Annotated in this window: 10 protein-coding genes and 1 tRNA gene; 7 read left to right on the top strand and 4 right to left on the bottom strand. The window is 60.2% G+C overall.

What is annotated here, in order from left to right:
• The first annotated feature begins 3 nt into the window (after positions 1-3).
• Positions 4-80, top strand: a tRNA-Met gene (locus tag BJF91_RS21435).
• Here the strand turns inward: BJF91_RS21435 and BJF91_RS21430 are convergent.
• Both BJF91_RS21430 and BJF91_RS21425 read right to left on the bottom strand, forming a co-directional pair.
• Entirely contained in the window at positions 37-1,764 is a 1,728-nt protein-coding gene (locus tag BJF91_RS21430; protein ID WP_075616590.1) for a recombinase family protein, read from the bottom strand. The two genes, BJF91_RS21435 and BJF91_RS21430, sit on opposite strands and share 44 nt — an antisense overlap.
• A gap of 12 nt (positions 1,765-1,776) precedes the next feature.
• Positions 1,777-1,932: a hypothetical protein gene (locus BJF91_RS21425; protein ID WP_210289130.1), complete on the bottom strand. Its 156-nt coding sequence runs from the start codon at positions 1,930-1,932 to the stop codon at positions 1,777-1,779.
• Positions 1,933-2,487: 555 nt separating this feature from the next.
• On the opposite strand from BJF91_RS21425, the gene BJF91_RS21420 reads away from it, so the two are divergent.
• From BJF91_RS21420 to BJF91_RS21405, 4 genes are all read left to right on the top strand, one after another.
• Complete coding sequence (locus BJF91_RS21420; RefSeq protein ID WP_075616576.1) at positions 2,488-4,746, top strand: ParB/RepB/Spo0J family partition protein; 2,259 nt, start codon at positions 2,488-2,490, stop codon at positions 4,744-4,746.
• Between the two features lie 174 nt (positions 4,747-4,920).
• Positions 4,921-5,322, top strand: coding sequence for a hypothetical protein (locus tag BJF91_RS21415; protein WP_075616575.1), 402 nt, complete (start codon positions 4,921-4,923; stop codon positions 5,320-5,322).
• Positions 5,323-5,479: 157 nt separating this feature from the next.
• Positions 5,480-5,776 carry a hypothetical protein gene (locus BJF91_RS21410; protein ID WP_075616574.1) on the top strand — a complete coding sequence of 99 codons (297 nt, stop codon included), beginning with the start codon at positions 5,480-5,482 and terminating at the stop codon, positions 5,774-5,776.
• A gap of 660 nt (positions 5,777-6,436) precedes the next feature.
• Positions 6,437-6,751: a DUF736 domain-containing protein gene (locus BJF91_RS21405; protein WP_075616573.1), complete on the top strand. Its 315-nt coding sequence runs from the start codon at positions 6,437-6,439 to the stop codon at positions 6,749-6,751.
• 52 nt (positions 6,752-6,803) lie between these two features.
• Here BJF91_RS21405 and BJF91_RS21400 read toward each other — a convergent pair whose 3' ends face one another.
• Both BJF91_RS21400 and BJF91_RS21395 read right to left on the bottom strand, forming a co-directional pair.
• Positions 6,804-7,949 carry an XRE family transcriptional regulator gene (locus tag BJF91_RS21400; RefSeq protein WP_075616572.1) on the bottom strand — a complete coding sequence of 382 codons (1,146 nt, stop codon included), beginning with the start codon at positions 7,947-7,949 and terminating at the stop codon, positions 6,804-6,806.
• Positions 7,903-8,565, bottom strand: a complete 663-nt coding sequence (locus BJF91_RS21395) for a hypothetical protein (RefSeq protein WP_139310809.1) — start codon at positions 8,563-8,565, stop codon at positions 7,903-7,905. Before BJF91_RS21395 ends, BJF91_RS21400 begins: the two co-directional genes overlap by 47 nt.
• A gap of 343 nt (positions 8,566-8,908) precedes the next feature.
• Between BJF91_RS21395 and BJF91_RS21390 the strand changes: the two genes are divergently transcribed.
• Positions 8,909-10,090 carry a DUF932 domain-containing protein gene (locus BJF91_RS21390; protein ID WP_075616589.1) on the top strand — a complete coding sequence of 394 codons (1,182 nt, stop codon included), beginning with the start codon at positions 8,909-8,911 and terminating at the stop codon, positions 10,088-10,090.
• Positions 10,091-10,362: 272 nt separating this feature from the next.
• Positions 10,363-10,575, top strand: coding sequence for a helix-turn-helix domain-containing protein (locus tag BJF91_RS21385; protein WP_075616570.1), 213 nt, complete (start codon positions 10,363-10,365; stop codon positions 10,573-10,575).
• The last annotated feature ends 155 nt before the right edge of the window (positions 10,576-10,730 follow it).

Here is a 10,730-nt window from a genome sequence, read left to right as displayed (position 1 = left end):
TACCGCGGGGTGGAGCAGCCCGGTAGCTCGTCAGGCTCATAACCTGAAGGCCGCAGGTTCAAATCCTGCCCCCGCAACCAACGATCCCTGTGATACCAGAGAGCCCCCATTGTGGGGCTTTTTGCGTTTCTTGGCGTCGGAAATAGCGCCGCCGCCCATCAGTTCCTGGATGATCGCCGTCTGTTCGAGGAAGGCAGGGTTCCTCTTGCCGCAGGCGAACGTCAGGATCGCCGCGAGATCGCCGCGCAGCACGATCGCCAGTTCATCGCTATTCGGGACAAGCTCGATCCGCTCGACGAGCGTGCGCAGCATTTGCGCGGCGCGCCCCCGTGTCTCCTCATTGCCAAGTTGGTCGTGAAGGGCAGTGATCTCCTCGTGGTAATATCTTGCGAGGTTGGGATGCAGCAGGGGAGGCGGCGCTTCTGTCGTCTCCAGCATCGAAGACAGCTCCCTCTTACGCTTTTCCAGACCCACCATCTTCTCGTTGATCCGGTCGGCGGCGCCGCCCTTCAGTATGAGATCGAGGAGCGTGTCGAGCTCGCGGTCAATGCGCTTGATTTCGACTTCAGCAGATTCGAGCGATGCTCGGGCTTCCATCCGGGCCTGGTTCACCTCACGTGTGAACTCGTCGCAAAATTCCTTGAAGAGTTCCGGTTCCATCAAGTGCTTGTCGAGCCCGTTCAGGATGCTCGCTTCCAGGGTGTCGCGGCGGATGTTGAGCCGGTTATCGCAGGTGCCCTTCGTGCGGGCATTGGTGCATCCCAGCATGTCCTTGGAGATCATCGAATAGCCGCCACCACAGCAGCCGCATTTGACCAGACCGGTGAACAGGTGTTTTGGGCGTCGGCGATCGTTCAGGCTCATGTTGTCGCCCGGACGCGCTCCGGGCTCCAGCGCCAGCTGGTCCTGTCGCTCCTTCACAAGCTTCCAAATACTTTGGTCGACTATTCGGAGCTCGGGGACGTCCTGGACGACCCAGTCGCTCTCCGGATTAAGCCGCGATACGCGTTTGCCGGTGTCTGGATCCTTGAGGTAACGCAGACGATTCCAGACCAATTTGCCGACATAGAGTTCATTATTGAGGATGCCGGTTCCACGCTTTGGATTGCCGTGGATGGTCGACGGCCCCCATTCGCTGCCCTGCGGACCCGGTACACCTTCGCTGTTCAACATCATGGCGATCGTGCGGGAGGATTTGCCGGCGAGATATTCGGCAAAAATCCGGCGGACGATATCGGCCTCGGCCGCATTGATGGTGCGCTCGCCGCGGCTGGCTGCGCCGGCTTCGTCCAACTGGCGCACGACATCGTAGCCGTAGCAGAGCCCGCCGCCCGATTTGCCGTCCTCGATCCGCCCGCGCAGGCCACGTCTGGTCTTGTCGGCGAGATCCTTCAGGTAGAGCGCGCCCATCGTGCCCTTGAGGCCGATATGCAGCTCGCTGACCTCACCCTCGGAAAGCGTGACAATGCTGACGCCGGCAAAGCGCATACGCTTGTAGAAGCCGGCAATGTCTTCCTGGTCGCGTGACAGGCGGTCCAACGACTCCGTCAGGATGAGGTCGAACCGGCGCTTGAGGCCGTCTGCGATCAGTTCCTGAACGCCAGGCCGCAGCAGCGATGCGCCGGAGATCGCCCGGTCCGTATAGCTGTCGACGATCGTCCAGCCCTCGCGCTCTGCGCGGGCGCGGCAGATCCGCAGCTGATCCTCGATCGAAGCGTCGCGCTGGTTGTCGGAGGAGTAGCGGGCGTAGAGTGCGACCTTCATGCGGCGATCTCCCTAGTCCGGGAGGTGATCGCGGGATGCGCGCTCCCGTTCGGCTTCGACGAATTTGCGCGCGGCTTGCCGCGCCAGCAGGCGGACGAAGTCGCGAAGGCGCGCATCGGGCTTTGCGGGATCGTAGGTCGGCATGGTCTCGGATGGTCGAAGAACCACCCGGACGCTCCCTGCTGCGCTCCCTTTCCGCTTTGCCACCGCGCAATCCTCGCCAGAAAACGGGTCGACCCGTTCCTGTCGAAGACTGGGGCGAGAGCCCTTGTTTGTGAATGCGAATTCCCGGGCATTACGGCGAACTCCGGCGCATAGCACTGATTTACCTGTGTCGCGCGCGCATCCGGTCGTAGTCTATGCGGCGGGGACAGCAAGCTCGGGCGTAACCATAGCGGAAAATTGCGACAGGCGAATCCCCCAAAGTCGATTTTTTCTCTCACTTTTTTCTACGAAAACAAGCCAAAAGGCGACCGGCCGAGCGGGTAGCCAAGGGGTCTTCCCCCTTGCTCCCCAGCAAACGCCGCCTGCGCATGGCAGGGCCGCAGGCTCGCAAGCCGGCGCAGGGCGACGATCCCCTTTAGAGTTCCGATCCGTCCCGCTCGACCTGGCAGCCCGGCGATGCTCGCCGGCATTTGCCCCCTCCATCCCCGCGCGCTCACGCGCCCCCGGGAGGCATGTCGGGGACATGCCTCCGGCATTAACGGTGAAAGGATTGGAACAATGGCAAGGACAGCGAAGAAGGCGAAGGCCGTCACGACCACGACGGCTGAAGATGTGGCAACGGACGAAAACGTCATCAGCATCGGAGACGTATCGGCGGATGTGATTGCGGCTCTGCTCGCTCCAAAAAGCATTGCGGCAGAATCAACGAGCGGCGCGGAAATCCTGATCCCGCTCGACAGGCTCAAGAAGTCGCCGCGTAATGCGCGCAAGACCCCGCACAGCAACGAGACGGTCGAAACCTATGCGGCGAGCATCGCCGCCAAGGGCATCTTGCAGAACCTCGTCGTCGAACCGGAGTTCGGTCCCGATGGCGAGCCGACCGGCTTCTACTTCGTCACCATCGGCGAGGGCCGCAGGCTGGCGCAGGCGTTGCGCGCCAAGCGCAAGGAGATCGCGCAGGATGAACCGGTCCGTTGCGTCATCGACACGGGAAACGACCCCTTCGAAATCAGCTTGGACGAGAACGTGACGCGCAGCAACCTCCTGCCTGCAGACCAATTCGAGGCTTTCCGGGAGCTTGCCGAACAGCGTGGTTGGGGAGCGGAAGAAATCGCCGCCCGTTTCGGCGTCACCGCGCATGTCGTCAAGCAGCGGCTGCGTTTGGGCGCCGTCAGCCCGAAGCTGATGCAGGTCTATCGCGACGGCGACCTCAACCTCGATCAGTTGATGGCCTTTGCCGTCACCGACGATCATGCGCGGCAGGAGCAGGTCTATGACGGCCTCGGTTACAACCGCGAAGCCTACATCATCCGGCGGGAACTCACCCGCACGCATGTGCAGGCCAACGACCGCAAGGCGATCTTCGTTGGCGCGGAAGCCTATATCGAGGCTGGCGGCACGATCCTGCGCGACCTCTTTACCGAGGATCGTGGCGGCTATTTCGAGGACGCCGTGCTTCTGGACCGGCTCGTCCTCGAAAAGCTGGAGAGTATCGCCGCCGATCTACGGGCGGCGGAGGGTTGGAAATGGACGGAAGCCTTCATCGACTATCCGCATGCTCATGGCCTCCGCCGTGTCTATCCGCAGCCGGTCGATATGTCGGCGGAAGACCTTGCCGCTCGCGAGGCGGCACAGACGGAATTTGATGCTCTGACGGCGGAATGGGAGAACACCGACGAAGACTTGCCGCCCGATGTCGATCAGCGCTTCAAGGAGCTTGAAGCGGAAATCGAGCGCCTTGACGCCATGCGGCACGCCTACGATCCGGAGGCAGTCGGCTGCGGCGGCGCATTCGTCTCGCTCAACTACGAAGGCGCGGCCCGCATCGAGCGCGGCTTCATCCGGCCCGAAGATGAGAAGTCGCAACCCGAAGCGGATGGCATCGAGAACGGCGAAACCGTCATCGATGGCGTGCGCGTCAATGCGGACGGTGAAGTCATTGCGGATACAGACGGGCAGGGCGGTGATCCTGCGCGGGAGGAAGATGAAGGTGATGCGGCGCAGCCGGTTTCCGACATTCTCACCCGCGACCTGACGGCGCATCGCACACTTGGCCTTCGCCTTGCGGTTGGCGAACAGCCGGAAATCGCGCTGATTGCCGTTACCCACGCGCTCGCCGCCCAGACCTTCTATCGCGGCGTCGAGGCCAACGTTCTCGAAATCCGGCCCATGAGTGCCCCGCTTTCCGGTCACGCCGACGGCATCGAGGATACGGCGGCGGCAAGGATGCTGGCGGATCGTCATGCGGGTTGGGCGACCGACATGCCGCGCGACGTGGCCGATCTCTGGGACTTCATCACCGGATTGGATCAGGCCAGCGTCATGGCGCTCTTTGCCCATTGCGCATCCTTGACCGTCAATGCCGTCAAACAGCCTTGGGAGCAGCGCCCGCGGGCGCAGCGCACCGCCGACAGGTTGGCGGCGGTGCTCGCTCTCGACATGAGCCAGCATTGGAGGCCGACCGCTCGCAGCTATCTTGGCCGCGTCACCAAGGCGCACATCCTTGCCGCCGTGCGGGAAGCTTGCGGTGACGAGGCAGCGGAGCGGATCGCAGACATGAAGAAAGCGCCGATGGCCGAGGCTGCCGAGCAGCTTCTCGGGCGTACCGGCTGGTTGCCGCCGCTTCTGCGGACGGAGCGTCCCGCCGTGCCAACCTCGCAGGCGGACGGCATCGCGGATGCAGATGCGTCTCACCCGGCTTTTGCCGGGGACGTCGGTCCTTTCGGTGCGGAGGCGTGGGAGGAAGGTCCCGGCCACCGGCATGCCGACGATGACGGCATGGATGACGGAGTCGGCTTCTCTGAAGCCGCCGAATGAACAGGGCGAGGCCGGAGCCACAGCGCTCCGGCCTTTCTCCTCCCACCTGACAAAATTGCGGCCGCGCCACGAGGGCGCGGCCGTGACCTCGACGCGAACACGATCATCACTTCTGTCGAAACGTGGAGGCTTCAGGTCGCCGCTGAACCATCGTGAGAGAGTGAGGACCGGGCCATGACCCCGATCATCCTTCTGGCTGTCGCGCTCTGCACCGCACTATGTGTGCTAGCCTTTGTGCTTGCGACCCATGCCTTGCCGTTCATGGCTGGCTTTGCCGCATTCCAGTTGGTGCAGGCATGCGGCGCAGGTGCGATTGTCGCGGGCCTCGCCGCCATCGCCATCGCAATTCTCTCGCTTGCGCTGTTCGCCTACTTGAGGCAGGTCTTGCGGAATCCATACGCCCGGCTCTTCCTGGCGCTCGTTTATGCCGCGCCCGCCGCCATCGCACTATATGCGTTGATGCATGGTGTCACCGGCGCGGTTCCTTTTGCTGAACCCGTGAGGCAGGCATTCTGCCTCGCAAGCTGCGCTCTGGTCGCAATCACTGCCCTGCTGCGGCTGGCCGACCCGAAGTGATCAGGATATCGCGAGTCCTCCCGGTACAATTTAGCAGCCCGATCCGAGCGGGCGAACGTGCCAATGTTCTCGCTTTGTTTACTGGAGAATCCTACACTTTCCTCATCGTGTCCCGTCGTGCACTGTTGGGTCGTCAGACACCCATCGCAGGAGAGACATGGTGACGGAGCAAACCTTCGTGTTCTACACATCCAGATTGCAGGGCGCTATGAAAGTGGATCGCTGGGCCTATACGGGAACGCCGGATATTTTCTATCATACACATGACGAGGCGCGGGCCGGCGTTATGGCTATGTTCAAGGACATCGAGGCTGAACCCGAAGAAACACCGGGCGTCCAGCTGATTGAAAGAATAGAGACGCTCCCGATGACAAAAGACACCCTGCTTGCTTTGCTCAATGACGGTCTGGGCGCCGTCCTGAAAAGCTACGAAATCGTGGAGACGGTAGGTTAGCCACGCTGATTTGTTGTGCCGGTCGGACCCGATAGCACATGGCTGGCAGTGCCGATCACATGCGAAAGCACAGCATCGTGCGGGAAAGGTTCGTGCGATGCCTTCCATCCAAGCCGACCATGCAAAATTCAACGTCCGAAAGCGGATCATCCAGCGTGCCGGAGCTGGAGTGCAGGGATCGTGCCGGTAGCCCAGCATGCTACTCATGGCGGTGACGCCGAGAATAATAGCAGTCCGGGCCACTACCACGCGCACTCGTCGACTGGCGCCAGCTTCAAAGGGCTTGAATGAGGCTGATTTCGGTATTGTGCGTGAGCCGATTTGCGTCTGTCAGCGTGGAAGTCAGGTTGCCGATGGTAGCCATGGTGCGGTCGGTCCGTTTCCACCGACAAGATCACGCCCAACGCGAACTCGATTGATCTGGTCTGACCGAAGACCGGCGGCGAAATCGCCGCCTCGATCTAAATTCCGCAACGTCCGCAATCCGCTTTTTTCCGCCGCCAGCTTGATGGCCGGCTTTGCATCGCGAGATCAAAAAAGCGGCTGTCGGCCGCCCTCCATTCCATTCCGGCCCAAGGGTGCGCCCCGATCGTCTCCGGTCCAACGACCGTCATCGAGATCGCGATGGGCGCGATCCGATCAGCAAAAGGACATCGCATCATGGCTACCATCGGCACCTTCACCCGCACCGAAAACGGCTTCAACGGCTCGGTCAAGACCCTCACCCTCAACGTCAAGTCCGTGAAGTTCGTGCCCGCCGAGGGCGACACCGAAAATGGCCCGGACTACCGCGTGTTCGCGGCCGCCGTGGAGTTCGGAGCGGCATGGAAGAAGCAGTCCGACAAGGGTAACTCCTACCTCTCCGTCAAGCTCGACGATCCGAGCTTCGCCGCCCCGATCTACGCGAGCCTGGTCGAGACGGAAGGCGACGGCGAACTGGCCCTCATCTGGTCGCGCCGCCGCGCCAGCAGCTGATCAAGCCAAATCGGGTCCCGCGCAAGCGGGACCCGCTCGACGACAGGCCCCGTTAGTCGCGGCTTGTCACAAGCCGCAGCTTTGGCTTGTCTAAGCCTTTAGGGTTCTTTTCTGGCGGCGCGAGGCCATGCATTTCGGCAAACTCACTCGCATCGGTTCGAAGCGCCTCGGCCAATTCCTCAAGAGAATAGCCAAGCTCCTTCATATGAAGATCGATGAGTTGCCTACCAAGCTTCCCCGCTTCCGGCTGGACATCGAATTCCTTTGGCTCGCGTGTCCTATATCCATACATACTCATCTGCTTGTACAGGCGGGTTGCACTTTCATCCGGGATCACATCAAGAGTCTTGGCTCTGTAGATCAAGGCGGACATGGCAACCCGCCACTTCTGTTTCAGTTGGCCAAGCTTCGGGATCGAAAGGCCTCGCTTTAGATCGGCCAACACCCCGGATCTTGGCATCAGCAATTCTGCCGCGAATTCATTCGCCTCTTTCTCCATCGCTTCATAGGGATATGGATGAAGCACGACATGTCCATATTCATGCGCCAAACTGAAACGTTTGCGATCTACAGGGCGATTCTGATTGAGCACGATTACCGGCTTCATGCCTGCTGGCCGGAGCGTGACACCATCGATGTCGGCGTCGCCGAAATTGCCTTCGACGACGAGGATGCCTGTAGATTCCACGTATCGCACCAAATTGGCAATTGGAGCATCACCCAACTGCCAGGATGCGCGCACATGAAGCGCCGCCATACTGGCCGACGTTACTGCACTGGCATGTTCGCTGACGCTCGACTGGCTATCAACGACCTCAAATTGAAGAAGCGGATATTCGGGTTCCAAGTCAATCGCGTCGAGCAGCCTGCGGAACTGAAAGACAAAATGGTTGGCGAGGGCAATTACGGCATGCTGATCCCTAGCGGAAACGGCAGCTTTCTTTCGAAAAGCCGCCCCGTGAAGGCTCATAGGCGTCCTGTAAAGCAACTCCTGCTCATAGAAAAAGCTTACCGGGAATCCCAAGAAACGCGCAATCGATTGGATTTCCTCCAACGAAAGCACGTCTCGTGTGCCGTTTTCGATACGAGAGATTGCCGCTTGAGCAATCCCTGTTCCGCTGGCCAATTCCTTTTGAGTCTTTCCGCGTCTGTTACGAGCTAGAAGCAGCATCTCCCCGTTTATCGGTTTTGCCGCCATGTTTGAACTCGTCTCCTCTTCCCTTCTTCAACGTCATCTTCGCGCCGCTCGGCTCGTCTACAGGAGCAGGTTCCACCACGCCAGTGGCTTCACCGGGCAACTCGCGATGGATTTCAATTTTCCGCTGATCGATCTTATCGGCAAACTTGAGAAATGCGCGAGCAACCGAGGCGCCGGTGCCACTGATATGGCAGGCGATGAAAAACAGAAGGTCAGATGGTGCCTCAACTTCAAAGCCGGGGAGGGTGGGTTCGCTCTCAATATCGTAAGCCGCGAATTGGTGCGCCGCCTTCGAAGTGCCTCCACGCGGCCCCGCTAGGTGAAGCTCAAAACTGACGGTGAACTCTTTCCCGTCGATTCTAAGGGCACCTGTAATCTTATTGCTCTGACCGTTTTCACAATAGTTGATGCTCAGTCCATGGTCGGACAGATTGGCTGCAGCAGCGGCGTCTGGCAGCGCACCGTTGAGCACAGATCCGGTCGCCCTGGGATCGCCCAATTCCACATGTCGCACTTTCGCGAAGTCGGCCAGCGTACCTTCGAGTTCTCCGATCAGCGCCCAGATCGGGCCTTCGAAGCGTTCCCGAGCGGCGAGCAGTGCGTTGTCTCTGTTCAAGTCCGAATCGCCTTCCACAAGTTTGACGTCTTGTTTATAGCTGGCCTGTGCTAGATCGTCAAAATATTCAGAAAAATATTCACAGCCTGAATTTTTTCACCATGGGGAGCCAAGGGAGACTTTCCCCCTTGCTCCCCGCAAACGCCGCCTGCGCATGGCAGGACGGCCGGTTCGCACAACGGTCATGATCTCCACCTTCCGCATTCTAACCTCCGTCCTTCTCACGCTGGCAGCCCGGCCATGCTCGCCGGCATTTGCCCCCTCCATCCCCGCGCGCTCGCGCGCCCCCGGGAAGCATGTCGAGGGACATGCCTCCGGCATTTATGGGAAAAGGAGCAAGGACATGAACATCAGCAGCAATCAACAGGCAGATCAGGCCTTCAAGGTGGACATTTCGCGCGGCGAGCGGGTCGGGCGGGTTTCTTCGGAATGGTTTTCGCGACCGGATGACGAGCGCTATCTTTCGCTGAGCGAACTTTGTGACGCGGTGAAGGCGAGGGCGGATCGCGCGACGGCCCGCAGGGTGGAAAGCCGCGCAGTGCGTGTGGAGGCAAGCCGCGACAATGCAGAGCGGCTTTCGCTCATCGTTCCCGGGCAGGAAGAACCCATTGCCCCGACCCATTGGAGTTTCGGGCAGCTTTGCAGCCTCGTCAGCGCGCCGGCAACCTACATGCGCCAGCTTCCCGCGCCATTGGCGGGGATCAACCTGCAACATGGCCTGCTTTCGCACCGGGCGGAACTCATCAAGACGCTCGAAGCGGAAGACGGTCGTGTCGAGTTGCGCGCGGTTACCGGCCCTGACTATGGCCGTATCTGGGATCATGAGCTTGTCAGCGCCGTGATGAAGATCGCCGGGGATGGCGTCGGCGACACGATGTGGAAGGTGCCGGGCGTGCTGGATTGGGCGACCATGACGCACAATCCATTTGTGGACGTGACGAAGGATACCACCACGCTTTACGCCAGCGATCGCGACGTCTTCCTGTTTCTCGTTGATGACACCCATCCGATAGAGGCCGGACGGCTGCCGAACGGAGAACCGGATTTGTATTTCAGGGGCTTTTACGCCTGGAACAGCGAAGTCGGCAGCAAGACGCTCGGCATCGCGAGCTTTTATCTGCGCGCCGTGTGCATGAATCGCAATCTGTGGGGCTGCGAAAATTTCGAGGAAATCACCATTCGGCATTCAAAATTCGCGGCGCAACGGTTCGCACATGAAGCCGCACCCGCTTTAAGCAGTTTCGCGAATTCGTCGCCCGCACCTTTCGTAGCTGGCATCAAGGCGGCCAGGGAACAGATTGTTGCCCGTACCGACGATGACCGGCTAGCATTTCTCCGCAAGCGCGGCTTCAGCAAGGCCGAAACGGGAAAGATCATCAATGCCGTCTTGCAGGAGGAGGGACGTCCCCCGGAAAGCATCTTCGATTTCGTGCAGGGGATGACAGCGCATGCCCGTACCAAGTCGCATCAGGACGTGCGGCTTGATCTGGAGGCGAAAGCGAAGACGCTGCTAGAGCGGGTTTGATCAAAAATAATGGACCGGAAGCGAGGGAGGATTTCGCTTCCGGTCCGGCTGCCCGCCGCGCGTCAAGTCGACGCGCAGGAACCTGCCGTATTCTCTGCGAACAGTGAACCCATCTTTCCGGCATAGCGTTATTCCCGCTTTGGTAGCGCGCTCGCCGGGCTGCGCCCGGCTCGCATTTCAACGCACAAACTTTCCGCTCGGCTACTGGCCACCTAGCCGAATACCTAATATATTAGGTGGTAGTATATTGGGTGACCGGTGACTCCTTGGCCATGAGCCTGAGGGAGAGAGTCGCCAGAAACCTGCGCCGTGTCCGACATGAGAAGTCCATGTCGCAGGAGGAGCTTGCCCATCGTGCTCACGTCAATCGCAACTATGTCGGCATGCTGGAACGCGAGGAATTCGCGGCGTCGGTCGACATTCTCGAAAAGCTCGCAACCGCTCTGGGCGTCGATCCGATTGAGTTCCTGCGCGACGAGTCCTGAAGTAGGCCTATCTGCTCCTCCGAAACATCTTAAAAACAGGGCCGCAGACAGACCTGATATAGTCTTGCGGGAAGGCCGTGCTTGTGAAACTCTTAAATCCGGTCGACAGGGCAGAACCAGAATGAAACAGGCGCCCGGATGGTGAGGATCGATCG

Source organism: Gillisella taibaishanensis (assembly GCF_001938985.1).
GTDB classification, from domain to species: Bacteria; Pseudomonadota; Alphaproteobacteria; order Rhizobiales; family Rhizobiaceae; genus Allorhizobium; species Allorhizobium taibaishanense.
The sequence above is the reverse complement of the archived record's forward strand: the minus strand, read 5'-3'. Positions and strand labels throughout refer to the sequence as shown.

What these genes read in the sequence shown, in the direction of transcription:
- BJF91_RS21410 (WP_075616574.1), top strand. Translation starts at nt 5,480, where the DNA reads ATGGTGACGGAGCAAACCTTCGTGTTCTACACATCCAGATTGCAGGGC.
- BJF91_RS21390 (WP_075616589.1), top strand. Translation starts at nt 8,909, where the DNA reads ATGAACATCAGCAGCAATCAACAGGCAGATCAGGCCTTCAAGGTGGAC.
- BJF91_RS21405 (WP_075616573.1), top strand. Translation starts at nt 6,437, where the DNA reads ATGGCTACCATCGGCACCTTCACCCGCACCGAAAACGGCTTCAACGGC.
- BJF91_RS21430 (WP_075616590.1), bottom strand. Translation starts at nt 1,764, where the DNA reads ATGAAGGTCGCACTCTACGCCCGCTACTCCTCCGACAACCAGCGCGAC.
- BJF91_RS21415 (WP_075616575.1), top strand. Translation starts at nt 4,921, where the DNA reads ATGACCCCGATCATCCTTCTGGCTGTCGCGCTCTGCACCGCACTATGT.
- BJF91_RS21400 (WP_075616572.1), bottom strand. Translation starts at nt 7,949, where the DNA reads ATGGCGGCAAAACCGATAAACGGGGAGATGCTGCTTCTAGCTCGTAAC.
- BJF91_RS21420 (WP_075616576.1), top strand. Translation starts at nt 2,488, where the DNA reads ATGGCAAGGACAGCGAAGAAGGCGAAGGCCGTCACGACCACGACGGCT.
- BJF91_RS21385 (WP_075616570.1), top strand. Translation starts at nt 10,363, where the DNA reads ATGAGCCTGAGGGAGAGAGTCGCCAGAAACCTGCGCCGTGTCCGACAT.